The sequence below is a fragment of the Cupriavidus sp. LA-1 genome (assembly GCF_055385985.1).
Genome location: NZ_AP031390.1, coordinates 196396 through 221414, shown reverse-complemented (window position 1 = coordinate 221414; position 25019 = coordinate 196396). Strand labels below are relative to the sequence as shown.

The 25019-nt window shown below is 56.7% G+C and carries 22 protein-coding genes and 1 pseudogene; 8 read left to right on the top strand and 15 right to left on the bottom strand.

From position 1 onward, the window contains the following. Positions 1-640: 640 nt before the first annotated feature. Positions 641-1600: a Bug family tripartite tricarboxylate transporter substrate binding protein gene (locus ACZ5MJ_RS35225; protein ID WP_464227446.1), complete on the bottom strand. Its 960-nt coding sequence runs from the start codon at positions 1598-1600 to the stop codon at positions 641-643. Between the two features lie 282 nt (positions 1601-1882). Here ACZ5MJ_RS35225 and ACZ5MJ_RS35220 point away from each other — a divergent pair, with 282 nt between their 5' ends. The 4 genes from ACZ5MJ_RS35220 (at position 1883) to ACZ5MJ_RS35205 (ending at position 5651) form a co-directional block, all read left to right on the top strand. Continuing rightward, positions 1883-2764, top strand: coding sequence for a LysR family transcriptional regulator (locus ACZ5MJ_RS35220; RefSeq protein WP_464227445.1), 882 nt, complete (start codon positions 1883-1885; stop codon positions 2762-2764). Positions 2765-2904: 140 nt separating this feature from the next. After that, positions 2905-4257 carry an acyclic terpene utilization AtuA family protein gene (locus ACZ5MJ_RS35215; protein ID WP_464227444.1) on the top strand — a complete coding sequence of 451 codons (1353 nt, stop codon included), beginning with the start codon at positions 2905-2907 and terminating at the stop codon, positions 4255-4257. Then, positions 4254-4625, top strand: a complete 372-nt coding sequence (locus ACZ5MJ_RS35210; protein WP_078199077.1) for an AtuA-related protein — start codon at positions 4254-4256, stop codon at positions 4623-4625. The genes ACZ5MJ_RS35215 and ACZ5MJ_RS35210 overlap by 4 nt, the downstream gene beginning before the upstream one ends. Positions 4626-4679: 54 nt before the next feature. Continuing rightward, complete coding sequence (locus ACZ5MJ_RS35205; protein ID WP_078199078.1) at positions 4680-5651, top strand: Bug family tripartite tricarboxylate transporter substrate binding protein; 972 nt, start codon at positions 4680-4682, stop codon at positions 5649-5651. Positions 5652-5886: 235 nt separating this feature from the next. Here the strand turns inward: ACZ5MJ_RS35205 and ACZ5MJ_RS35200 are convergent, their stop codons facing one another. The 7 genes from ACZ5MJ_RS35200 to ACZ5MJ_RS35170 all read right to left on the bottom strand — a co-directional run bounded on the left by ACZ5MJ_RS35200 (position 5887) and on the right by ACZ5MJ_RS35170 (position 11202). After that, the gene (locus ACZ5MJ_RS35200; RefSeq protein WP_078199079.1) at positions 5887-6093 is read right to left on the bottom strand and encodes a 4-oxalocrotonate tautomerase family protein; all 207 of its coding nucleotides are present in this window, start codon (positions 6091-6093) and stop codon (positions 5887-5889) included. A 237-nt stretch (positions 6094-6330) separates the two neighbouring features. Further along, positions 6331-6708 (bottom strand): RidA family protein, encoded by a 378-nt coding sequence (locus tag ACZ5MJ_RS35195; RefSeq protein WP_078199080.1) that lies wholly within the window; start codon positions 6706-6708, stop codon positions 6331-6333. Positions 6709-6715: 7 nt separating this feature from the next. Beyond that, positions 6716-7459 carry an aspartate/glutamate racemase family protein gene (locus ACZ5MJ_RS35190; RefSeq protein ID WP_464227442.1) on the bottom strand — a complete coding sequence of 248 codons (744 nt, stop codon included), beginning with the start codon at positions 7457-7459 and terminating at the stop codon, positions 6716-6718. An 18-nt stretch (positions 7460-7477) separates the two neighbouring features. Beyond that, the gene (locus ACZ5MJ_RS35185) at positions 7478-8221 is read right to left on the bottom strand and encodes a glutamine amidotransferase (RefSeq protein WP_464227441.1); all 744 of its coding nucleotides are present in this window, start codon (positions 8219-8221) and stop codon (positions 7478-7480) included. A 300-nt stretch (positions 8222-8521) separates the two neighbouring features. Further along, complete coding sequence (locus ACZ5MJ_RS35180; protein WP_464227440.1) at positions 8522-9415, bottom strand: LysR family transcriptional regulator; 894 nt, start codon at positions 9413-9415, stop codon at positions 8522-8524. Positions 9416-9995: 580 nt separating this feature from the next. Then, on the bottom strand, positions 9996-10295 hold the full coding sequence (locus ACZ5MJ_RS35175) for a DUF6351 family protein (RefSeq protein WP_464227438.1): 300 nt from the start codon (positions 10293-10295) through the stop codon (positions 9996-9998). A 199-nt stretch (positions 10296-10494) separates the two neighbouring features. Next, positions 10495-11202: a Crp/Fnr family transcriptional regulator gene (locus tag ACZ5MJ_RS35170; RefSeq protein ID WP_464227437.1), complete on the bottom strand. Its 708-nt coding sequence runs from the start codon at positions 11200-11202 to the stop codon at positions 10495-10497. A gap of 227 nt (positions 11203-11429) precedes the next feature. On the opposite strand from ACZ5MJ_RS35170, the gene ACZ5MJ_RS35165 reads away from it, so the two are divergent. Further along, the gene (locus ACZ5MJ_RS35165; RefSeq protein WP_464222743.1) at positions 11430-12416 is read left to right on the top strand and encodes an IS5 family transposase; all 987 of its coding nucleotides are present in this window, start codon (positions 11430-11432) and stop codon (positions 12414-12416) included. A gap of 134 nt (positions 12417-12550) precedes the next feature. Then, positions 12551-13446: pseudogene (locus ACZ5MJ_RS35160) on the top strand (porin); the annotation flags it as partial. A 46-nt stretch (positions 13447-13492) separates the two neighbouring features. Here the strand turns inward: ACZ5MJ_RS35160 and ACZ5MJ_RS35155 are convergent. Further along, complete coding sequence (locus tag ACZ5MJ_RS35155) at positions 13493-14131, bottom strand: TetR/AcrR family transcriptional regulator (RefSeq protein ID WP_464227436.1); 639 nt, start codon at positions 14129-14131, stop codon at positions 13493-13495. A 364-nt stretch (positions 14132-14495) separates the two neighbouring features. After that, positions 14496-15695, bottom strand: a complete 1200-nt coding sequence (locus ACZ5MJ_RS35150) for an ABC transporter substrate-binding protein (protein WP_464227434.1) — start codon at positions 15693-15695, stop codon at positions 14496-14498. A 230-nt stretch (positions 15696-15925) separates the two neighbouring features. Between ACZ5MJ_RS35150 and ACZ5MJ_RS35145 the strand changes: the two genes are divergently transcribed. Both ACZ5MJ_RS35145 and ACZ5MJ_RS35140 read left to right on the top strand, forming a co-directional pair. Continuing rightward, on the top strand, positions 15926-17545 hold the full coding sequence (locus ACZ5MJ_RS35145; protein WP_464227433.1) for an AMP-binding protein: 1620 nt from the start codon (positions 15926-15928) through the stop codon (positions 17543-17545). Between the two features lie 58 nt (positions 17546-17603). After that, on the top strand, positions 17604-18065 hold the full coding sequence (locus ACZ5MJ_RS35140; protein WP_464227432.1) for a MaoC family dehydratase: 462 nt from the start codon (positions 17604-17606) through the stop codon (positions 18063-18065). Between the two features lie 584 nt (positions 18066-18649). On the opposite strand, the gene ACZ5MJ_RS35135 is transcribed toward ACZ5MJ_RS35140, so the two are convergent. The 5 genes from ACZ5MJ_RS35135 to ACZ5MJ_RS35115 all read right to left on the bottom strand — a co-directional run bounded on the left by ACZ5MJ_RS35135 (position 18650) and on the right by ACZ5MJ_RS35115 (position 24995). After that, positions 18650-19435 (bottom strand): enoyl-CoA hydratase/isomerase family protein, encoded by a 786-nt coding sequence (locus tag ACZ5MJ_RS35135; RefSeq protein ID WP_464227431.1) that lies wholly within the window; start codon positions 19433-19435, stop codon positions 18650-18652. 92 nt (positions 19436-19527) lie between these two features. Next, positions 19528-20715, bottom strand: a complete 1188-nt coding sequence (locus ACZ5MJ_RS35130) for an acetyl-CoA C-acyltransferase family protein (RefSeq protein ID WP_464227430.1) — start codon at positions 20713-20715, stop codon at positions 19528-19530. Positions 20716-20767: 52 nt separating this feature from the next. Then, a complete protein-coding gene (locus ACZ5MJ_RS35125) occupies positions 20768-22375 on the bottom strand; it encodes an AMP-binding protein (RefSeq protein WP_464227428.1) in 1608 nt (535 codons plus the stop codon). Positions 22376-22422: 47 nt separating this feature from the next. After that, positions 22423-24003 (bottom strand): class I adenylate-forming enzyme family protein, encoded by a 1581-nt coding sequence (locus tag ACZ5MJ_RS35120; protein ID WP_464227427.1) that lies wholly within the window; start codon positions 24001-24003, stop codon positions 22423-22425. A 116-nt stretch (positions 24004-24119) separates the two neighbouring features. After that, positions 24120-24995, bottom strand: a complete 876-nt coding sequence (locus tag ACZ5MJ_RS35115; protein WP_464227426.1) for an SDR family oxidoreductase — start codon at positions 24993-24995, stop codon at positions 24120-24122. Positions 24996-25019 lie beyond the last annotated feature (24 nt).

The following is a 25019-nucleotide window of genomic DNA, read 5'->3' as shown; positions in this document are numbered from 1 at the left end:
TCCTGGCTGCCCGACCGCGAAGCGGTCCATGTGCACGTACAGGTATGCTCAACCAGACGAAGAGATCTGCGCTGAGGAGTATTGGGTTATTCCCAATACATATGGAAACCTAAGCATAGGATCAGGAATAACCAAATGCATATGCTTACGTAAAGATATGCTTAGGCTTTTTTAGTAAGAATATTCTCACTTTATATATGCTGGGGACAGCCGAAGGCCCCCTACACGCTTAAAGCGAGGCTCCTTCCGGCATCCGGACCTGGATGCTTCCGACAGTCTTTTCGAGCCACGCGCTATCTTCGCCCGCGTGCCGGCCGTCTCAACTCTTTCCCCCACAGAGACCGGTCTCCCCCCGTTGCTGCCGTAATCTAGCCGACCAACGAGGCGGTCACCACCGAAGCCTTTCAATGGAAAGGGCGGCCCTCCCGTCGGGCGCCTTGTGGTCGACCGACGTGTGACAATATCGTATATCTCCGTGGAGGTGGCATGGCTTAGATTCATTTGCTATATGCGATGCCACGACACGTTGAAAAAAATATAAGGTGATTTTCCTGCTGCGGGAGACCGCTCTCAATACGTTACTAGCTTGATGGCGGGGCCTCGAATTCAAGCCGACGCCCGCGCCACGCTATGAAGTAGGCTATTCCGGGACAATTCCTGCCGCACGGATTATGCGCCCGTAGTTCTGTGCCTCATGCCGTTGGTATTCCGCCAGTTCTACCGGTGTCGACGTGCGTACAGCAGTGCCACTCACTGAATAGAAGGCGCTCCGGGCCTTCTCCGACTTCGCCGCGTCGGCGAACATGGCAGCAATGCGCCCTGCGAGCTCAGGCCTGATACCTGCTGGCCCCCAAAGACCAAAGTAGTTTGACACGTCGTATCCTGGCACTGACTCGCTAATGGAGGGTACCTCGGGCAAGAGCGGCGACCTCGTTGTGTTCGTCACACCCAACGCTCGAACCTTCCCACTTCGGATGTGTGGGATAGCGGTGCCCGTATCCAGCACCATCATCTCGGTTCTGCCCGCCATCACCTCAGTGATCGCTAAGGGGTTACCCTTGAACGCCACGTGTGTCATCTTGAGGCCGGTCTTTTGAAGAAACGCTTCGCTGCCGATTCGGCTCCCGGAACTTCCGCTCGCATAGTTGAGCATGCCTGGTCGAGCGGCCGCGTACTTAATCAACTCTGCAAGCGAACGCACCGGTAGTGTTGGAGAGACCACGAGCACCTGCCACCCTTGGCCGAGCATCGTGATCGGTGTGAAATCTCGTATGGGATCGTAAGGAAGGTGCTTGAAGAGAAAGGGGTTCGCACTGTGAGTGGTTGTACCGCCCACTAGCAGGGTGTGCCCGTCTGGAGCTGCCGTGGTCACGCTCTGCACAGCCAGGATGCCCGCGGCGCCGGCTTTGTTTTCGACAACGATGGGAAACTTACTTGCCGCCGAAATGACAGAGCCGAGAGCCCTCGCCAACTGATCGGTTGCACTGCCTGCCGAGAATGGGACCACTAGCCGAATCGGCTTGTTGGGGTATGTGGAGGCAGGGGTCTGCGCCCGCGCACCGCCCGCTGTTAGGGCAAGCGGCGAAAGTGCCAGTGCCATGACGCTCCTGCGTCGCATTTCCTGCATTGTGTCTCCTGCAATCTGGTTCTAGCTCGGCCAAATGCCGTGTCGAGACTGTAAGCAAAAGGCGGTGACCAGTCCAAATCAAAAGTTGGATTGCAGCGATCCACGGCTCCGATTGCAGCGTAGCGGGTGCTCTGGATTTACAGGGAGGGCCGCCGAAGCGGACCAAGTACTCGAGCGCACTCGGGGACACTGACTGTGTGCTCAAGGCTCAAGGGAAGGGTACTATTCGAGGTACGAACCTCACAACCAAGTTGTATGGATCTGTCAACCCGTCAAATGCGCGCCTTTATTGCATTGCAGCAGCTTCGGAACTTTACGAAGGCAGCAGCTGCAGTACACCTTTCTCAACCGGCGTTTAGCGCAATGATGCGCGGCCTGGAAGAGACAGTAGGGCACCAGCTCATACTTCGGAACTCAAGAGGTGTGCATCTAACGCCAGCAGGAGAGCGGTTTGCTGAGCTTTCGGCTCGGGTTGTACGTGATTTCGATGAGGGGATGCATTCCATCCGAGAGGCGCTAGATCCTAAGAACCAGGTGGCGATAGCGGCCATGGTGGGGCTGACGTATGAGTGGCTTCCTCCCATCCTCGGAGAGCTTCGTCAAGCGATTCCCGGCATCCAGGTAGAGCTGTTCGCTGTCTTTCCTCGTGACTGTATGACGCTCGTTGAGGCGAAGCGGGCCGATTTTGCCGTGACGGCCCTTAACGTAGCCCCCCCAGGGATTACCACGGAAGTCCTCTGGCGGGACCCTTTTCGAGTGGTGTGTCGCGCGGATCACCCTCTCGCGGAGCGGCCCAGTATTGGACTGACGGACCTCATCGACTATCCGTTCATCCACTATGCGAAGGGAACCGCGGCCCGTGCGCAGATCGACGCGGCACTCAGCTCTGACTCAATGGAAGTGGTGTGTGAGACCGAACACATCCATACCATCAAAGCGCTGGTCGAATCCGGCGTGGGAATCAGCGTTGCTACCGACGTGAACCGCTCGATCTTCCAGTCGGAGAGCCTTGTCATGCGCCCCATCGCGGGAGGCAACTTTGCGCGGGAGATATTCCTCGCTTGGAGAACGGACAGCCCTCCAAAAGGGGCAGCAGAGCGATTGGTAGGGCTGCTGCGAGAACGTGTTCCGAAGTAGCTGGACAGCCGGCGACGTGGCGCCAACGAATAGACATCCATTTCGTTATTGAATGGCCACCATCCAATCTTTGAGTTGGACGGTCTTCGAGGGCGCGCCTAGAGTCCTGTCATGTACTTGTGACATTGGACTACGCCACCGTGAACTCGAAATCCTCTTTCCTTATTGGTGCTGCCTCCGCATTCTCCGGAGATCGCCGCGACGCCGCAGTTCCTGTGGTGGAGACTTTGATTCGACGCAACTTGCCGTCGTGTCTCATCTTCGAAACGCTAGCCGAACGTACCCTCGCACTTGCCCAGTTGGAGCGACGCAAAGACCCGGAAGCGGGCTTCGATCCATGGCTTGAGGATATCCTCGAGCCCGTCCTGGACAAATGTCTCCGGCACGGCATCAAGATTGTCAGCAACTTTGGCGCTGCAAATCCTCGGGCGGCCGCTCGCCGAATCCAATCCATGGCAACTCGCTTGGGGATCCGGTCACCTCGTATCGCCGTTGTATCGGGTGATGATCTTTCAAGCGACACCTACCTGCCCTTTTTTCGTGAGGCTCTAGGCGACTCTCTTGATGAAGCGCGCATGGTCGCTGCAAACGTATATCTCGGCTCTGATTCGGTCGCGGACGCTTTGCTGGAAGGAGCGGAAATCGTGGTAACAGGGCGGGTATCAGATTCAGCTCTTTGCGTCGGGCCGTTGCTCGCTCACTTCGGTTGGGCACGAGACGATTGGACGAGACGCGGCAGAGCTGTAATGGCTGGCCACCTACTTGAATGTGGAGTTCAGGTGACGGGCGGATACTTCGCCGATCCCGGCGTGAAAGATGTGCCCAATCTCTTTGACATCGGATACCCGATCGCGGAAGTCGATGCTGACGGCAATTGCATCATCACGAAAGCGGACAATACTGGCGGGTTAGTGGACACTCGGGTCGTAAGAGAACAGATGCTTTACGAAATTGATGACCCGAGCGCCTATCTCGCACCGGACGCAATCTCCGACATCTCGAACAGCATTGTCGAGCAAATGGGGCCGGACTGTGTAAGGGTGAGCGGTGTCCAAGGTCGAGAGTGGCCTAGTACGCTAAAAGTTCTCGTCTGCCAGGATGGTGGATGGCTCGGAGAGGGAGAAATCTCCTACGCGGGCCCGCGAGCCGAGGCTCGAGCGCGCCTGGCCGCCGACATTGTAAAGCATAGGCTTGGAGCTAAGTTGGACCTCCGAATTGACTTGATTGGGGTTCTCAGCATTCATGGGGACGATGCCGGACGCCGACTTGCCCGAACGCCACAGGGTTCAGCTCGAGATGTCCGTTTGCGTGTCGCAGCTGTACACCAAGATCCGAAGATTGCGGAGCTCGTCGGACGTGAGGTAACCGCCCTGTACACGTGCGGGCCCGCAGGCGGAGGTGGTGTTCGAGCAGGACTCCGTCAACGTCTCGATACTCTGCCGTGCTACGTCCCGCGCTCGGCAATCCAATCCAACTACGAGATCATCGAATGAATACCATCACTTCAAAATACAGCGTTCCCCTGTACCGGGCCGCACATGGCCGCACGGGGGATAAGGGCGACCGGTCCAACATCAGTGTCATCGCATGGCATCCCGCGTTGTTCGATACGATCGTCCAACAAGTAACCGCGGAAGTGGTGGCACAGATCTTCCGTGACAGGCAGCCGAGCGCTGTGACTCGGTATCTGCTACCGAATCTTCACGCCATGAATGTCGTAATTGACAACGTACTTGATGGGGGTGTGAACCATTCAAAAAACCTGGACACGCACGGCAAAGCACTGTCTTTCCTGCTACTGGACACGCTCATCGAAGTCGACAGCGAGCTGGTCAAGTATTTGGCTCCAGAAGTTGACTGACACATTCCGTTGGTTCCACATTTGCGCTTCATAACATAATTACGGAGACAAATAATGAGAAGGAAATGGTTCGCCTTGCATGCCGTCATGATGATTGCGGCATTTGGTGCAGATTCGGCATCGGCCGAAGCGAAGTGGCCGAGTCGCCCAGTAAGACTTGTCGTGCCTGTTGCTGCAGGTGGGCCAGCGGATACCGTCGCTCGTGCGGTGGGCCAAAAGCTGAGCGAGCGTTGGGGGCAGTCTGTCATTATCGACAATAAGCCTGGAGCCAACACCGCAATCGGCGCGAGTGAAGTCGCGCGTGCTGCGCCCGACGGATATACGCTGCTTCAAGCCGTGAACTCTACGCTGACTGTCAACCCATTCACGTTTACGAAACTGTCTTACAACGTCCAGCGCGATTTCACCCCTATCTCGCTCGTTGCGACAGTCCCGATTGTGCTTTTCGCAAACGAGAAGTTCCCGGCGAAGACTTTTCAGGAGTTTCTGTCGCTGGCGCGCGCTCATCCTGGTAAGTACACAATAGGAGGCGGTACAGTAGGACTGCAACTCGCGGTCGAAAGGTTGAGTCGCGACGCGAAAATTCAACTCGTCTACGTGCCATACAAGAGCGGCTCCGACGTGACTAGAGCGCTCGCCGGGGGCGATATTGATCTTGCGATGGACGGTGTCGCCGCAAATCTACCGTTTGTCAAACAAGGAAAGATGCGTGCCCTAGCGACCAGTGACTCGAAACGGGTGACTGTACTACCGGAGGTGCCAACCCTTGGTGAATTGGGACTTAAGAACTCCGATGCGCCTCTATGGCATGCTATCGTGGCCCCAGCCGGATTGCCGCGAGAGATACAGCAACGCATTCAAATTGACCTTCGCGCCGTGCTGGAGATGCCGGATATCAAGAAGCGTTTCCTTGAGCTTGGTCTGGCCGCCACGTCCAGTACCCCCGATCAGCTCAAAGCGATGATTGACGCCGAGACCGGAAAACTAGGGCCACTCATCAAGGAACTTGGTTTGAAAATGGATTAAAAAAAGGAATCGCAAGATGTTTTTCCAACCGCCACCTATTATCGAGGCTAAGAGTTGCGGAACTACCCCGTCAGTGGCGCGCTTGTGTGCCCAAGAGCCAGACGCTCCTGTAGAAGTATGTGGGTCTACTTTCAGCGCTGGCCAACGGGTGTGGCTGTGTCGCGTCAAGTGGTGTTCAGAGGCTTGCTGAAGACCAGAAGCGCAATAGTGGTGCGACACTCGCAGTGAGGCGGAGTCAGCGTTGCGTATCTCGTTTCCTGCGAGCAGTGACAGACTCTCCACCAATGCCCCAGTTGTCGGTGGAAAACTCCTCGATGACCACAACAGTCGTTGCTGGATTCTTCCCGAGGACGTCTTTGAGAAGATTAGTTACGCCTGCAATCAGCTCCGCCTTTTGATCAGCCGTGGCTTGGTCTGTGATTCTGATGTTGACGTAAGGCATAGAAAGCTCCTTTAAATTTTCAGGCTTTTTTCCCGCTGATTGGGTAGGCGGCGCCCTGGGGCCCGCGCGCCGTTGGCGCGCATACTCAGTTCGCGTCCGTTGCACTACACCTTCCGGTGGCGGCGCGGCGATGCGCGGGCGTTGAACGAGGCCCTAAAGGTGCTGTAAATGTGTGAGTCGTTCTCAGCCCAAGGGAAGGCAGTTCCTTGTCCGCGCAGGCATCACCGGGGAGGCGAGTCAGTCGAAGGCGAGGACGGCTTCCACCTCGACGCGCGCGCTCCTCGGCAATGCTGCGACCTGGTAAGTAGCACGCGCCGGGTAGGGTGCCTGGAAGAATTGTCCATAGGCTTCATTCACGGCCTGGAATTCAGCTAGGTCAGTCATCAGCACCGTGGTCTTTACGGTCTTGTTCATGTCACTGCCGGCGGCCTGCACGATGGCGCGGATGTTGGCCAAGCACTGGACGATCTGCGTTGCTGCGTCGTCACCGACGATAGCGCCGCTGACCGGATCGAGCGGCAGTTGGCCGGAGACATACAGAAATCCGTTATGCGCAATGGCCTGCGAATACGGGCCTATGGCGGAAGGCGCTTGAGAGGTTTGGATTTCTTTCATTGCTTGTCTATTTGTCTTGCTTGGAAGGAATATTCGCACCAGCGTGGCTGTCGGAGTTGCCCAAAGCGAATTCCACGGCGGCTTCGGCGTGTACAGCGGTGGAATCGAAGCCCAGCAAAGGCAACTTGTCGGTTTCAAGAATCATGCAAATCTCTGTGCATCCAAAGATGACCGAATCAGCGCCTTGTGCCTTGGCCTTCTCGATCAGCGTCACCAGTACATCGCGGGAGCTATCAAGTACCTTTCCAAGGCTCAGCTCGTCAAAGATGATGTTGTGAATCTGTGTTCGTCCCTCCGCATCGGGCACCATGACCTCGATGCCGTGAGGCTTCATGCGCGCGGGATAGAAGCCGTTTTCCATGGTGTAGCGCGTGGCGATCAGCAGGGGCTTGCTGCGGCCCGCCGCCTTCAGGCGCTTGGCCATTTCGTCGACGATATGGATAAATGGCAGGTCTGTAGCCTGAGCTACGTCCTCGGCGACTAGGTGCATGGTGACGGCGCACACCATCACGCAGTCCGCGCCGCCCGCCTTCAGATTTCGTGCCGCCTTGGCCAGCCGTTCACCGGCATCGTTCCAGCGGCCGCTTTTCTGCATTGCCACGATGTCTTGGAAGTTGACTGAGTCCAGCAGAATTTCCGCCGAGTTCAACTCTCCGAGCGCGCGGTTCACCGCTTCGTTGATCTTGCGGTAGTACACGGCTGAGCCTTCGAAGCTCATGCCTCCGATCAGGCCGATTTTCTTCAGTGCCATGGAAAGGGCTTCCTTTACTCAAATGGTGGTGTGGGCTTCCAACTCGCCAACGTAGGTCTGAACGAAGCGCCGCAGCAAGTCTTTGGGAATAGGCGTTTCACGCAAATCGTTCAGCATCGCCTCGGGGTCGCGGCCTTCGTTGCGCAGCATGTCGACGCGGCGCTTCACGCAGGCAGCGGAGATGCTGGGAGTGAATTCGGGGTGGAATTGGGTTGAGATCGCATGCGGTCCATAGCGCACGATCTGGTGCGGGTCATGCGACGATCTGGCCAGGACCACGGTTCCTGGTGGCGGCGTCAATACGGTTTGCAGATGGATCAGATGGGCCGCGAAGCGTGAGGGTAGAACGTCCGCGAGTGGGTCGGATGCGGCGGCGGGGAGCACCTCAATCTCCTGACAGCCCACTTCCAGGCCCGCGGGGTGATAGCCGACTTGCCCGCCCAGGGCGTGGGCCATCAACTGGTGTCCGTAGCACACACCGAACAAGGGCATGCCGACGTCCATTGCTTGACGAATCCAATGCGCCGTGGCTTCACTCCAGTCCAGCCGCTCGGTGACCATCGCCCAGGAGCCAGTAATGATCGCTGCCCGGTGGGAACCTGGCGAAGGCAGGGGCTCGCCCTCGAATACCCGGATCACTTCTAGCCCGTCAGCCTGTGGGCCAAGCGCCCGCCGGAACCAGTCTGGCAGGTCGCCTTCGCGTTCGCGGATGTCCGCAGGTGGTGTACCGGCCTGGATGAGAAGAAGTGGGTTGGAGCGCACGAAGCAACACCGGATCGTCGATCAAGTCGCAGTCTAGGCTTGCCGGATGCTGCTGAATAGTGAATTATATTGGTTATCAATTCTCTAAAAAAGAAATGATGAGTGCGGCTCTGACCGCGGCGAATTGCCATAGGCCTATGCGAGCCGAGCGCTGGCCAACTACATGCCCCCCATTGCCGGCTGTTCGTCCTAGCCGATGCGCCTGAGAGAAGGGGAGTGTGACTTTTTCCCTTCATATGCCGTTGATCGAAGGCTTGCCAGGGAGGGCTAACCTAGCGCGACCGCAAGCGCGCTAGAAGCTCAGGTTGCCATCTCCATTTGTCGCTTGTTACGTAGCATCGGCAAAAGTGCCATTAGAGCCTCCAGCGGTGGACTGGGATCGTCCGACCAGATAAGGTGTGTCCGGTTTCCGCGAAGCCTTGCAGGCAGGGGGTGGCGCTGGACTGCCGTTCCCAATACTGCTCGCTCGAGAAGTTCGGCCGAGATAATGCCTATTCCGGTTGCGGCAGCAACGCATGCGACGATAGCGTGATAGGAGCCGAACTCAAGAATTCGTCCCGGAGACACACCTTCCTCCGCAAGCCATTCGACAAGACGACGCCTGTAAGAGCAGCCATGTGGAAATACAACAATGGTTTGGCCACTCAGATCGCTCGCATTGCGGATTTTGGGGCCGCCCTTGGCCGAAATGAGCGTCAACTCTTCTTCAAAGACCGGTAAGCTGGAGAAGCGCCCCTTCTCAAATGGCTCCGCAACGAACGCTGCATCAATCTCGAATCGTTCAAGCATGCGCAACAACGCGTCGGTGATGCCAGTCTGAAGCTCGATCGACATGCCGGGGTTCTGCAGATGGTAGGCGGACAGCAGCGGCGGCAACCGAGCGCCAGCAGTACTTTCCAGGGTGCCAAGGCGCAGGACGCCAGCCGCCATACCGCTGCGGACCTCCTGTTCCGCAATGTCTGCCATTTTCAGTAGCCGCTCAGCATGGCCGAGGAGTATGCGACCTGACTCCGTGATCACGAGGTTGCGACCTTGGCGCCTGAACAGTGAAACCCCAAGGCGGTCCTCCAGTTGCTTTATGCGTGTCGTTACATTGGACGGTACACGGTTAAGCCGGGCAGCGGCCTTAGCGACACCTCCTTCCCGTACAACGGAGCGGAAGATGTGAAGATCATCAAGGTCTACTTTTCTCATTTCGGGAAATTTCCTGCGTGAACTTTCATTTTCTAGCATACAACGGGATAACGGCGCGAGAGCCAGTTCTCACCGATTCCTCCTCGCGGCAGCCGGAAACACATGGACTTGGGTAGGAATATGTGATGAAGGCGGCTCTTGGCGGGGCTAAGTCAAGGACGCCAAACCGCGCTCGCCGAGATCCGTGGGAAGGAGCGGTAGCGCCGGCGCCCCGGGAAACCGCGGTGTCGTCGGCGCATTGCCGTGTCTGATAGGTAAAGTCAGGCTGCGAAGGAGAACGCCAAGGAGGGGGAAGTTAAGCCCTTGACGCCGGACGAATTTGACAAAGCCAGACAGCGCATGCTCCCGTGCTTTGTCAGCGCAGTTGTACTTGGCCCTTTTGTGTGGAGTCGCTTTGAGCAGCCTCTTTGAACAGGCAAGATCTTGAACTTTTGCTGTGGGAAGCCGGCGAGAAGAGCTTTTGTGCTTTCAATCTCCGCACCTTAGTCAGCATCCTAAGCCGTGCTCGCAGAGTCGGGGTCATTGACATTAGCGAGCACGGCACCCTTGGCGTTGGCAGCCAGAAGGCACTTGTGGCCAGCTATTCATCCAGAGCTACGGGCGCTGCAGGTATGGGTTCGCCGCCAGGACCGTTGACATACGTTAGCCATGGAACCGCGCCGTTTTGACTGGCCCCAGGCTTGGTCCAGTCACATACACCTTGCGGAAAGGCTGCCTGCATCCTTGCCCACTGTAAATCTGAAAACGTCACGCCATAGCCTGAGCGGTTCAGCGGTGCGAGTTGACACTTTGCTGCTTGGGCGTCAATGGGCGCCCCAGCACCCATCCGAGTCTCTCCAAAGTACGGATTCTCTGCGGCACACGCCTCGGTATCTGTCACACGGACAGCCGTGGATACGTTTGCGCTATGCCTAGGGCGTTGCAGACGGTGAGGCCAGGAGTCTGCACGCAGCAGCGAGGCCAAGTCATCCTGCGACGAAATTCAGTCGGCGACCACCGTAGTTGTGATAGCTCGGATTGGCGCGCTTCTATGGGAGAGCAGATTTCCCATCGCCGGGGAGGTTGTGCGGATAAGAACGTTAGTTTTCTGGCCAGCAATCGTTCACGAATGTCTTCAGGCGGTCAAGGTTAAGGACGAGCAATCCACCGTACTGGGTGTCGACTAATTCAAGCTGATGAAGCCTTTTCAGCGCTATGTTCGTCGTTGAGCGGGACAAACCTGCCAGTTCGCCAATCTCCTCCTGAGATATGTTTAAGAGCGGCCCGGCATTCGCATATAGGACCGAGTGAAACAGATTGCAAATTGCGCCTGCAACTCGACCGACGGGATCGGTGATCCGCGCTACTTCGAGCATTCCAATGAATTGGCCAGCTCGTTCGTTCAGATAATCAATGACATAGCGGCTAAACGCATTACTCGTGGCGAGCAACCACATGAATGTCGCCTGCGGTACGTGGATTACGCGGGTTGTTCGAAGTGCGATGAGATCATAGCGCCTCAGTTCCCGTTTGATCACAGAGCCTTCACCAACCCAAGAGCCGCCAGGTATCGCGGTAAACATGACTGTTCTTCCGCTAGGCGTAGCTGTACTGACTTTGAGGAGACCTTCTACTACCCCGATCCAAGACGTAACGAGTTCACCTCTACGGCCCACCAGTTCACGGGGTCCATAGGTGCGGTCATACGAGTCCGCGATAACTCGGTGCCTTGCGGCTGCTGGTAAGCGCTGGACCCAGTCAGTCACCGACAACAGCGTTTCAAGATCTGGTAGAGCGGAATTGTTCATGCTCACTATGTTCGGTTTGGGAGCCGCATTGACTCGAGAGGGCGCTGTGTTCGGAATAGTGGTGGTGTAGAGAGTTGCTTGTGGGTAGCGAACCCGAAAAGATGGCCACACAGCGGGGAATTCCCGTTGGGGCCTAAACTAGGGAAAGACTGATTTAATCAGCGCGGCAGTCATCGTTGACTGGCGTGCAAGCGTTGTCATGTGCATGCCCACGATATGAGTCGGAGATGAAGCGACAGATCAGTTTTGCGGAAGCCGAGAGCCACGGCAAGAAGCGGGTGACGCGACGCGAGCGCTTCCTGACGGAGATGGAGAGTTTGGTGCCGTGGTCGCGCCTGATTGAGGCGGTCGAGCCGTACTACCCCAAGGGAAAACGTGGACGGCCGCCGATCGGTCTGGAGCGGATGCTGCGCATCTACTTCCTCCAGCAGTGGTACGGGCTGTCGGACGAGGCGCTGGAAGACGCGCTGTACGACAGCATGGCGATGCGGGCATTTGCCGGGATCGACTTGGCGGTCGAAGCGGTGCCAGACGCGACCACGCTGCTGAAGTTTCGCCGCCTGCTCGTCGAGCATGAACTGACGCGAAAGCTGTTTGACGAGATCGGCATCATGCTGTGCGAGCGGGGGCTGATGATGAAGGAAGGCACGATTGTGGATGCCACCATCATCGAGGCGCCACCATCGACCAAGAACAAGGAGAAGAGCCGCGACCCGGAGATGCACCAGACCAAGAAGGGTAATGAATGGCACTTTGGCATGAAGGCGCATCTCGGCGTGGATGCGACTTCGGGGCTGGTGCACAGCGTGGTGGGCACGGCGGCCAACGAGTCGGATGTGTCGCAGGCGCATGCCTTGCTGCATGGCTACGAAGAGCACGCGTTTGGCGACGCGGGCTACACGGGCGTGGACAAGCGCAAGGAGATGCAAGGCAAGTCCGTGAAGTGGCACGTGGCCGTCAAGCGCGGCAAGATTAAGGCAATGCGTGACGGTGCGGTCAAGGACTTGCTGATCGCTGTCGAGCGGGCCAAGGCCCAGATTCGGGCGCGGGTCGAGCATCCGTTCCACGTCATCAAGAATCTGTTTGGTCATCGCAAGGTTCGCTACAAGGGCCTGGTCAAGAACACGGCACAGTTGTTCAGCCTGTTTGGTCTGGCGAATCTGGTGCTCGGCAGGAAGCTGTTGTTGGCCTCACAGGGGAGCAATCCGTCCTGAGCGCGCAAAGCGCGCCAGAAATGGTGCCAAACGAGAGAAAAATGGCTTGAATCGGCCCATCTCTCCCGCGTTGCGAAAACCGAAATCCTTGGCTTGTGCAACATCAAGCGCAAACCTCATTGATCAGCGATTCCCTAGAGAGCGGGTTCAACTCCGACTCAGGCACGATGCAGCAGGCCGGTCGCCTATTCGGGCGCCAGGCTTTTGTCGGCCTGCAGAGCGCGCAGTTTGGCCAAATTTCCTTCGGCCGCCAGTACACCTCGATGTTCGAGGCGCTCACCAACTTCTCGCCCATGGCGTTCGCCACCCAATATGAACCTGTCGTGCTGCAGGCCGGCGCGAACTTCCGTGAGGACAACACCGTCAAGTACACGGGCCAGTTTGGCCCAGTAACGGCCTTGGCGCACTGGTCGTTCGGCGTGGGCACGGCCCTGCCGGCCACCGTCGGTGTGGCCACACCCATCGGCGGTAACGGCGAATGCCGGGGTCGTTCCGTCGCGACAGCGCCTACGGTGCGGCGCTGGCCTACACGGTCGGTCCGTTCGGTCTGGCCGCCGGCTACGACCAGTGGAACCCGACTATAGGCACCGGCAACGGCACGCTGAAGAAGGCTACCATCGCCGGCAGCTACAGCTTCGGTAACGCCAAGATCATGGGTGGCTACCGCTGGGGACAGAACAAGAACGCCGCCGATGTGGTGATCCAGCGTGACGACTACTATTGGCTCGGCGCGAACTACCAGATTACGCCCTCGGTCGGCCTGGCACTGGAATACATCTACGACGACCTGAAGAACTTCTTCGGCTCGAATGCGCCAAACCCCTGCCAGGTCGCTTTCGTGGCGAACTACTCGTTCTCCAAGCGGACTGACATTTACCTAACCACCGCCTACGCCAAGAACGCTGGCCTGATGCTAGAAAGCGGTACGACCATCTTTGCCAACAGTCTGTCGCTAGGTAACAGCTATGTGCTGGGCAACGGCCAGAGCAACATGTTCGGCGCTGCCGTGGGTATTCGTCACAAGTTCTGAATGAGGCGGGAGATCGGCAAGGAGTTGGTGGTCCAACACACTCTGGCTACTCTTTGCCGATTCTGTCGAATCGATCTGCTACCCCTTCGAGACGCTGGATTTGTCTATCGAGCGAGTTGCCGTCATCACTACAGATACCGGAGACAACAAAGGACATTACCTGATCTGCAACTAGTTCAGCATCCAGCGGCGCACTGCCAGCGACAAAACCCCACGTATGGTGCTCGATACCGCCGAAGATCATGTCGCGCACCAGTCCCAATGGGAGATCGGCCCGGAACGTACCCTCATTGATGCCCTCCTGGACAACTTCAAGAATGAGCCCGGTGTAGCGCTTGTTCAGTTCGTACAGATTCGAGCTTGGGTAGTCGGCCTCGGAACGAACTTCACGGAACATCAAGCGCGTCAGGGCAGCGTTGTCCACGATGGCCTGAAGATGACGCCAGATCAAGAATCGCAGACGGCCGTGCACGCCGAGCACGCCGGCCAGGTTGCGTTCGTAATCGGTGACAAGTTCCTGGTACCACGACTCGATGACCTTGAGCAGTAGCTCACGCTTGGTCTCGAAATACTTGTAAATCGTGCCCTCGACGATGCCGATGCGGGCCGCGATCTCAGAAACGGCAGTGTTCTCGTAGCCGCGTTCGGTGAAAACCTGGCGCGCCACGGCCAAGATGTTGTCCACGCGTTCTTCGCGCCCGAGCCGAACCCCCGATCGTTTTGCTGTCACGCTCGTTTCTCAGTGCAATGCCCCATCGATCAAGGTGGCGGCACCCACAGGGGGCGTTCATCGGTTATCAGTGCCGCGGCGTGCATTCTACCTTGCGGATCGTGTGGCCGATGGGACCGCCAATTCAGTTTCGCGACGCGCTACCCGGTGGCGGCCCGCCACGCTATGTCCCTCAAGGCGCGGCCCGTCAGCTCACCAGATACGATCGGGATTGGCAGCGAAACTTGCCCGTCAAGTGCCGAAGGCGGGGCCATACCAGAATGGGCTTCCCTTGGTCAGGGCAGGGGATTGCAGTCCAACTACTGAGATAAAAAGCCGCTCACTTCCAAGAACTGCATCGGCTCTCTGTCTTGCTTGTATAAAGGGTCTCACCGGGCAACTGCTTAACAAGCTTGGCATAGTCCCATGGCTCTTTGGAGTCGGCCGGGGATTTTACCTGCATGAGATACATATCGTGTACGAACCGACCGTCGGGGCGGATCCGCCCACGAGCATAGAAGTCGTCGATCGGCGTGCTCTTGAGCTGCAGCATTACCTTGTCTGCTTCGGTGGTTCCCGCGGCCTCCACGGCTTTCAGGTAGGCCGTGGTGGCCGAATAGTCTGCAGCCTGCAAGTCTGTCGGCATGCGCTTGGTCTTGGTAAAGAATTTCCTGCCAAAGGCGCGCGAGCGATCGTTTAGATTCCAATCCCAACTGGTCGTGAATAAAAGACCTTCGGTGGTCTTAAGCCCCATGCTATGGATGTCGCTGATGAAGATAAGCAAAGCAGCCATGTTCATCGACTTGGTGATTCCAAACTCCTTGGCGGCCTTGATCGCGTTGTGTGCATCGCCGCCGGCGGTGGCAAGTCCAAGAATCTGCGCCTTGGAGCTTCTTGCTTGCACGAGGTACGACGAGAAATCGGGGGAATTGAGCGGATGCTTCGCAGATCCGACAACCGATCCGCCCTTCTCCTTCACCACCCTCGCCGTGTCGGACTCAAGCGAATGGCCGAATACATAGTCCACCGTGAGGAAGAACCAGCTCTTGCCACCGTTCTCCACAATTGCACTGCCAGTGCCGCGCGCGAGCGCTACCGTGTCGAACGCATAGTGCACGGTGTATGGACTACATTGCTCGTTGGTCAGCAGCGGCGTTCCAGCCCCGATGTTGATGTACACCCGTTTCTTCTCTTGCGCAATTCGAGCCATCGCAAGGCCTGCCCCGGAGTTGGATCCGCCCAGCAGGGCAGTCAAGCCGCCGGTATCCATCCACTCGCGGGCCTTGGACGAGGCGATGTCGGCCTTGTTCTGATGGTCTGCGGCAATCAGCTCGATAGGGCGTCCGAGTACCTTACCCCCAAAGTCGTCAATTGCCATCTGGATGGCCAGGGCCCCGTTCTTGCCGTCAATATCTGCGAACACGCTCGACATGTCGGTCAAGAAGCCGATCTTCACCTTTTGCGATTCTGCCTGGGCACCTTGTGACAGCGAAGCTGTGATGCTACACAGCAAGGCGAATTTGTAGATCACTGAACGCATGAAGTTCTTTCTCCGATGAAAGTGTGCTTTAAGCGGCATTTGTGCCTAGTGAGCCAGACTGATGGATCGCGTTTCTCTACGTGGTGAGGCAGACTCGCTAGCTGTGACAATCGTCCATGATTAGATAAACTACCATCAATACGTGTCTATAGGGGTTACCATTGGTTGCGATGATTAGGAATGCAACCGAGAATGTGAGTGTAACTCACCACTTGAGCGATGGAGGCCGCGTGATTTCCATTGATGACAACTCGACCATCGGCGAGACGTTCATGCGCGCGGCGGCCGCCTACTCCAACCATGCATTTCTCGCAGTACCGGCCAACCCAGCGCGGCACTATGCGGCGCAGGGCAGCGAACTTAGCTACGCTGAGGCCGAGAGGGCGGTGAGGGGATTGATGGGGTGCTATCAGAGAGCTGGTTACGGTGTAGGGCACCGTGTCGCGTTGATGCTTGAGAATCGCCCGGAACACTTGCTGCACAAGCTCGCTATGAATGCCTTGGGGATCTGCTGCGTCCCCCTGAATCCGGACCATCGGCCCCCCGAGTTGGCATTCGTAATCGATCATGCCAAGGTGGACCTTGTGCTCTTCGTCGATAGGATGGAATCCCTCCTTCGAGACGGCCTGGCGCTGGCCACGCATCGGCCAGCGGCGATAGAACTCGAGCAATTTGGGACGGGGCTGGAGGCGCCGTCCAATAAGGCTGAAACGATGTGTCCTAAGCCGGATACTCCTGCAAGCTTGCTCTATACGTCAGGGACAACTGGGCGCCCCAAGGGCTGCATTCTCTCGCACGGGTACGAACTTGCTGTAGGTGCGTGGTATGCGTCTAGCGGTGGTTTGACAGCATTCCGGGAACATGGAGAGCGCATCTTTAATCCGCTGCCACTGTTCCACGTCAACTCATCCGTGCTTTCCTTCTTCTGTGCAATCTTGTCAGGGAACTGCCAGGTACAGACGGATCGATTTCAGACTGCACGCTGGTGGACCGAGGTGTCGGAGTCACGCGCCACGGTAATCCACTACCTTGGTGTGATGGTGCCAATGCTATTGAGCGCGCCGTTGCATCCTGCCGAACGCGATCATCAGGTGCGTTTCGCGATAGGTGCAGGCGTAGATCCTCAGCGTCACGAGATGTTCGAGCGGCGTTTTGGCTTCCCGCTCATTGAGATCTGGGGCATGACGGAGATGGTTCGAGCAATTATCGACAACGAGGAGCCTCGACAGGTTGGTACGCGAGCATTTGGCCGGGTGAGACCTGGGCTCGAGGCGAGGGTCGTTGATGGAGCGGACACAGATGTCGCCGATGGCACGCCTGGCGAACTGCTGGTCCGGCATTCGGCAGTAACGCCGCGGTGTGGCTTCTTCAGTGGCTATCTGGATGATGAGGCGGCGACCGCTGAGGCGTGGCGCGGCGATTGGTTTCACACCGGGGACATTGTGACGCGCGACATGGACGGGCTTTTTCACTTTGTCGAGCGGCGCAAGAACATCATCCGCCGTTCAGGTGAGAACATTGCTGCGGCGGAGGTTGAAGCTCTACTGCAAAGCCATCCACTTGTCGTGGAAGTGGCCGTGGTGGCTGTACCAGACGAAATGCGCGAAGAAGAGGTACTAGCTTGTGTGGTGTTGCGCAGTGACGTCGAAGCTGCGTCGGTAGCAAGGACGCTGTTCGATTACTGTCACGCCAGCCTTGCCTACTACAAAGCTCCAGGTTGGATCTGGTTTGCAGACTTTATTCCGAAAACTGCGACGCAGAAAATTCAGAAACACCAGATATTTCCCGAGGGCGTTGATCCACGAACGCTACCTGGGATGGTCGATTTTCGTCAATTAAAGAGGCGTTAGTCTTCCTAAGACTTGCCACCGTCGTTTCGACGATGGTCCCGAACCTAAGAGCAGACAGATGGGTTGGTTTTTCGAAGAGTTTGAGCTCGGGCGTCAAATCGTTACGCCACGGCGGACGATTACTGAATCGGATATCGTCGCATTCGCAGGACTGAGTGGCGACTTCAACCCGCTTCACACCGACGAGGTATTCGCCCAGGAAGAGGGTTATGGCGGCCGCATCGCGCACGGTCCGATGGTGCTGGGTATAACCCTGGGACTTGGGGCAAGGGCGGGGCTTTTCGATGGGACAGTGTTGGGGATGCTGGACGTCGGGTGGACGTTTCTGGGTGCCGTAAGGCCGGGCGACACGTTGGGGGCCATAATCACCGTCATGGACGCCCGCGAAACTCGCAAGCCGGACCGCGGCATTGTCGGGCTTCAGTTCGAAATCCACAACCAGCACCAAGTGCTTGTACAGCGCGGATATTCTAAAATCATGTTCAAGCGCACGCCCATGGTGCAACCATCGCAAGCCTGACCGAACAGGCATTGCGCTCTCGACGCTCTGCCGTTACTTGCGGTGCACCGACATCTTGCTGGCCTTGACGCATTTCTGCGTCACAGAACTGCTATTGCACACTGTATGGATTCTCCGGCAAGCCCCACGTACGTCCGGTTAGCTGGGCGCTCCATACCGGTCCTGGAAACGGGCGGTCCACTTGACAGGGCTGCCAGGGCTGCGGAGCAACGGAAGGTAATTTCATCATGGTGAAATGACGCAGGCGTAGTGGAGGCTGCACGGCAGGCAGTATGCCGTTCGCGAACGGGCGACCTTCTGATACCACGCCCGACGGCACGGTCGATTACCGTCGCGCACTGCTCAGCGCGTGATCTGTGTCGACACTTCCCGGAGTTGCCCCGGGCCAAAGCTCAAGCGACTTGCCACCATGCGTGATCCGCGTGTGGAATGATGACGCCGGCCTTGCCGCAAAAGTTGATATCCTCGCGTCTATAATACTTGGATTAGATCTCGCGAAAATCTTGAAGTGTAATGTCTCATGCTCAGAGGAGTGTAAGTCGTGGGGAATTTGCACTAGCGTCGGTTCTCGTATTAACCCAAGGCTACGCCTTCATTCCACTGCCGCTTATCCCCGCAAATGCAAGTACGCTTTTTCGAAACGCCTCTGTGCGCGAGCAAGCAAGAAATAGCTCCCGCTCGCGTTCCAATTGTGCTGCTAAATCGACCTGCCGGTCATGAAGGAAAAGGGCTTTTGCCGCTCTCGAAGGAAGACTAGATAGCCTCTGCGCAAGCCGCTGAACAGTTGACTCAGCATCCGCATCGTCCACGACTTGGTGCACCAGACCCAGGCGTTCAGCCTGGTCCATTTCGATGCTTTCTGTAAGCAGAAACAGTTGCAACGCACGATGAGGCCCCAGTCGTTCCCGTAAGACATAGCTGAGACCCATGTCCGAAGTGGTTGCCAGCCTCGGGTACGCGAGCACAAGCCGTGCCGATTGCGTTGCAAGTAATACATCGCAGGAAAGCGCTAGTGACAAGCCCCCCCCGGCAGCGATGCCGCGGAGCAATCCAACCACCGGCACGGGGAGGGCGGCTAGCCGCAGAATCTCGCGGTGTGCGGGCCGGATCAGAGCGTCAATATGCTCGGGTAAATGAGCAATATGCTCAGCCATTTCCTTCACATTGGCGCCGGCACAGAATATTGGTCCCTCAGCACGCAACACCACGCAGCTGAGATCATCCTGTTCATGAAGTTGTTGCACATGCTGCTGAAGAGCGGCGAGCCAGCTCTCGTCTATCACATTCTTCCGGGCGGGCTGGCAAAGCGTAAGCGTCGCGATTCCGTCTGACAATTCCATGCGAATAGGCAATTCGTTGTCCATTTTCATGCCTTATCAAGAGCTAATAATAAGCGTGGTCGATGCTTTGGTGTTCCAGTTATAGTTTCATCAACTAAAAAATACAATCGTGCACGCGGAATCTAGAATCGTTCAAAAATGGCCGCGATCCCTTGCCCTCCACCGATACACATTGTGACTAGGGCATACTTTCCGCCAGTGCGATGAAGTTCATATATAGCCTTGACTGTATTAATTGCTCCAGTTGCTCCAACGGGATGTCCAAGGGAGATACCGGAACCGTTGGGATTCACCTTGGTCGGATCGAAATCCAGTTCCCGGGAGACGGCAAAGGCCTGTGCCGCGAAGGCTTCGTTTGACTCAATGACATCGAGATCAGACGCACGAAGGCCCGCACGTTGCAGAGCCAACCGCGTTGCCGGAATCGGACCAATCCCCATGTATTCTGGTTCAACACCCGCTTGCGCGTAGGCAACCAAACGCGCTAGTGGGCGAAGGCCGAGGGCCTTCACCTTGGAGTCCGCAGCCAATACAACCGCTGCAGCTCCGTCATTGATTCCCGATGCATTTCCCGCTGTCACCGTGCCGTTCTTCTTGAAGACAGGCTTCATACTGGAGAGAGCGTCAAGCGAGACGTCAGCTCGAACGTGTTCGTCGGTATCGAACACGGTGATGCCCTTGCGTGATTTCAACTCAATCGGGACAATCTGCTCATCAAATCGGCCGTCTGCGATCGCCTTTGCCGCGCGCTGCTGACTTTCATAAGACAGCGCGTCCTGCATTTCACGGGTAATCCCGTATCGGGCAGCGACGTTCTCAGCGGTGATGCCCATGTGAACCCTTTGCCACGGGTCATGGAGAATTCCGTTCATATAGTCGATGACGGAAGCATCTCCCATCCGCGCCCCCCACCGCGTCGTAGGAAGAATGTAGGGGCCTCGGCTCATAGATTCCGCGCCACCTCCGATCGCTATATCCGTGTCGTTTAGCGCAATGGTCTGAGCAGCGGAGATGATTGCCTGCAAGCCCGACCCGCAAAGACGGTTGACGTTGAAAGCGGGCGTTTCCTTTGGGATCCCTGCATCAATCGCCGCAACCCGAGCGAGATAGGCATCTTGAGGTTCGGTGGGAATGACGTTCCCCATCACCACATGCCCGATTCCGTCCCCTGGCAGACCCGCACGGTCGGACGCAGCTTTCACTACGGTCGTAGCCAGCTTGGTCAGCGGCATGTCCTTCAGTGAGCCGCCGTAGGTCCCGATCGCGGTTCGAGCGGCGCCAACAATATAGATGTCACGCATCGTAGTCATTTCCTAATTTCACGGCCAAGTAGAAGCCGTCTCCTGTTTTTTTCAGCGTTGGTTACCGTTCAGGGGTGCCGCCGGAATTCTCGAAGAATTTTTTGAATTCTTTCCGCAGTTCTGCCTTTTGAACTTTTCCGGTCGCGGTTTTCGGCAATTGATTGAGGAAGACAATTGCTTTCGGACATTTGAATGGACTAATTGCATTGCGGAGACGAGCGAGAAGATCCGCCTCGTCGAGGTTCGCACCCGGTCGGGTGACGACGACCGCAGTAACGGCTTCCGTCCAGCGTTCGTGTGGCAAGCCGATGACGGCTACTTCGGCAACATTCGGCTCAATCTCATAAAGCGCCTTCTCGATCTCCAGCGATGAGATATTCTCCCCGCCGCTCTTAATGACATCCTTGTTGCGGTCGTGAAACCAGAGAATTCCATCAGCATCGAAATGGCCAATGTCCCCAGAATGAAACCAGCCAAATCGGAACGCTTCTTCCGTTGCCTTTTCGTTGTCCAGGTAGCCGGTGAGAGTTTGGGGGCTACGATAGACGATCTCGCCCATCTGCCCCTGTGGCAGCAGACGGCCTTCATCATCCATGATGGAAACCTGTACATTAAGTGCCGGTGTACCCACGGCACCGGGGTGGGACAGTTGATGTTCCGGGCGGAAGAATGTCGCGACCGGACTCATCTCGGTTTGGCCGAACAACAGCGAGAACTCGCAGTCTAAAGTATCGAGGGCTGCATGCAGTTCTTGCTCAGGCATTACGGCCATCGCGTAGACCGCTAGCCTCAGACTCGCAATGCGGCGCGGCCGGGCTTGCTGTTCCTCGACCAAGGAACGGTACATCATGGGAAGCGCGAACAACACGCTGACGGACTCTCGCTCGATGGCGTCAAGCAGTGCAGCAGTCTCGAACGCCTTCATGATGTAAATAGAGGCGCCGACTGTAAGCGCAGGCGTGCAGATCGCATTCAGTTGCGCGGTATGAAACATCGGCATGAAAGCGGCTACGCAATCGCGATCCGACATCCGCGTATCAATGGCTGTGCCTAGGGAGTTGAGATAGACCGCCAGGTGACTTCCGACAACTCCCTTGGGTGCAGATGTCGTCCCGCTTGTGTATAGATAGGATAGCGGCGCGCGATCATCGATAAGATGAGCCGGTTCTTGTTCAGATTGATCCCTGCATAGGGCCTCAAAGGCGCGAACTCGGAATTGTGAGGGGAGTCGCTTCGGCTCCAATTCATCGCCAATTACGAAGACATCACGTATCGCAGCGTTGCTGGCTGTTCCGCTCAGGAACTGATCGAGTCGATTATGTCCGACAATCGCGCCTTTTACTGCCGCATGCCCGAGGACATACGCGATTTCTTTGTCTCGCCAGAACAGGTTAATAGGGACACATACTGCACCAAGCTTGGCGCATGCGAAATACGTGACAAGAAATTCCGCACAATTGTCCGACATCAGAGCCAGGGTGTCGCCGGGCTGATACCCTAGGGAAGCGAGGCCATTTGCGACTCGATTAGACCACGCATTGAATTGTTGGAAAGTAAATCGGCGCGTGCCATCGATGATAGCGGTCTTATTGGGGAAGCGCGACGCGCTCCTTGTCAAAAGATCGCCGACATTGACTCGTTGGGCGAGGTTTATCGCAAGGTTTTCCATAGCGTTTATATATTGATGAGTGTGACGGTCTATTAGCCGACTGCAGGTCAGTTCGTTCGTTGATCGTCGGAGATCGAAAATTTTGCTAATTCCTGCCGAAGTATTTTCCCGGTAGTGCTCCGGGGAAGATTCTCATGGGGAAGGAATTGAATGTAGCGAGGGCGCTTGTAGGCCGATAGTCGCTTTTTGCACCAATCTTCAATCTCATTTACAGCGGCAGAGTGTCCGGATCGCAATACAATCACGGCCTTGACTGCTTCACCCCATTGCTTATCAGGTACCCCCAAAACACACACTTCTTCAACTGCTGGGTGCTGGGCAATAACCGATTCCACTTCGGCGGGGTAAACATTCTCGCCCCCCGTCTTGATCAAATAACGTTTGCGATCCACGAAGACCAAAGTCCCATCCGCTTCCTGCTGGAGGACATCGCCAGTGTGTAACCAGCCGCCGCGAAACACCTCGGCGTTGGCCTTGTCGTCCTCAAAGTAACCGGACATTAGACTCGGCCCGCGGATGACGCACTCCCCAGGTGTTCCGATGGGTTGGTCGTTCATGTCGTCGTCGACGATTCGAATTTCCATTAACGGAGTGGGGACCTTCCTCAAGCTTGGCATCTCCCCTGGGCCCGACCGGCCATGTGCAACCAGATAACTGGTTTCACTTTGACCAAATGCGTCGTAGAAGTCGATGTGAAACGCTTCAGTAACGCGTGCAACGAGTTGGGACATCATATTTGCATAACCGACAGCAAACCGAAGGCTCGATAAGTCATGCTCGATACGGCTCGGATCATTCAGGAAATTGCTGATCACGCCGGGCAGCAGAAGCGTCCACGTCAGTCGGTCGCGTTCAATTACTCGGAACATTGTCGCAACGTCAGCACGACCTAAAGTTGCGTACACACCACCAGTCAGGAAAGTCGCATAAAGAGATTCATTGCCGGCACAGTGGAAAAGTGGAAGCCACCCGACAAAGCCATCACGCTCGCTTAGGCTGAACCACTGCGCAATGCGTAGTGCTCGAACAGCGGCCGCCTGTTGGCTAATAGTGGCTGCCTTTGGACGTCCTGTTGTTCCGCTAGTAAAGAGCACATTGTGGATGTCTGGCCCTTCAGCAATCTGGAGTGGCTCATCCTCCTGGCTTTTACATAGCAGTTCGCCGTAGTTCTCGTAACCAGCCGTGGAGTCGAAAGAGATCCAGTTTCGAATCTCTGCGGCATGCTGGCGAAGTTGGTCTGCTAGCCCGATGAGAGATCTGGAGACCAGCAATGCGGATGGCCGGCATTTCTCGATGCAGGCTTGTAGCTCATCTGGATGAAGTCGGGTGTTAAGTGCGACTAGGGTGATGCCGAGTGCTGATAGGGCGACATACGCCTCGATATATTCAGGCCGAGGCTCAGATAGGACTGCGATCCTGTCGCCCTTGGAGTACCCAAGGGACTTCAGAGTGTTCGCGAGGCGCCATGATCGGCCCCTCAATTCACCGTAAGTCAGCTGGCCATCCTCCCATGTCACAGCGACACGATCCTGAAAGATCCGGAATGCGCGCCGGAAGATTCCATCAATCGTAATGTCGGAAGCTAAGGGTGCGACGTTGCATTGTCCAGGGGAAACATCCGTCATCATTTCTCGCTCCTCCTTTGCGTGGTGTTCCCTTGGAGAGAAACACAAACGACGCACTCCTTAGCCAAGGCTAGTATGCCCATTGCTCGGAAACTCCATAACTTGGTTCCCAGCTTTTCTTATTCCGCGCTGTCATCCCGGAAGTAGTCGGGGCGCCCGGCGGTCCAGAGCTCGCCCCATTGCCGGTATCCGCCGTCAGCATGCAGCACTTCTCCAGTGATAAATGATGCCGAGGGACTAGCAAGGAAGACACAGGCCTCCGAGATTTCGGTCGGCGTTCCTGGACGCTTCATTGGATTAGCCTTTGGAAACTCCTTGCGCGCCTCTGGCGGGTAGACATCAAGGCCGCTAGTAGCCACGAGGCCAGGTGAAAGGCAGTTAACCCTAATGTTCAAAGGAGCCCATTCAACTGCAATGGTGTTCATTAAGCCGATGACTCCCGCCCGCGCTGCAACTGTGTGCGCTACGCCCGGCATACCGCGCTCGGTTGGGGCAACGATGTTGATAATCGTCCCGGGCCGCTTTGCCGCGCTCCATCGACGTGCTGCTTCCTGCATCATGTACCACGTGCCGTTAAGATTATTGTTGATAACGGCATTCCAACCTTTAACGGAAAAGTCGATTGCCGGCTTCGGAAACTGTCCGCCGGCATTGTTGACCAGCACGTCCACGGGACCGAATTCTGAGGCGATTCGGTTAAATAGCTGTGCGATCTCCTCCGGCTCGCGGATATCGGTCTGCTGAGCGAGGAGCCTGATTTTCTGCGCTTCAGCAAATTTCTCAACGCGGCCGAGCTTTTCTGCGTTTCGTCCGCAGATCGCGACGTTGGCATTGAGCTTGGCGAAGAGCAGGGCAATCGCCAGTCCAATTCCACTACCGCCGCCCGTCACCAAAACCGTCTTTCCGTCAAAGAGACCATCACGGAAAGCCGTAGGCGCTCGCCAGATCTGCTCCGCGAATGTCTCGAAGTAGTCAGCGGCTGCTTCTGTGCTCATAATTCTCTGCCTATCGTTTTGTAC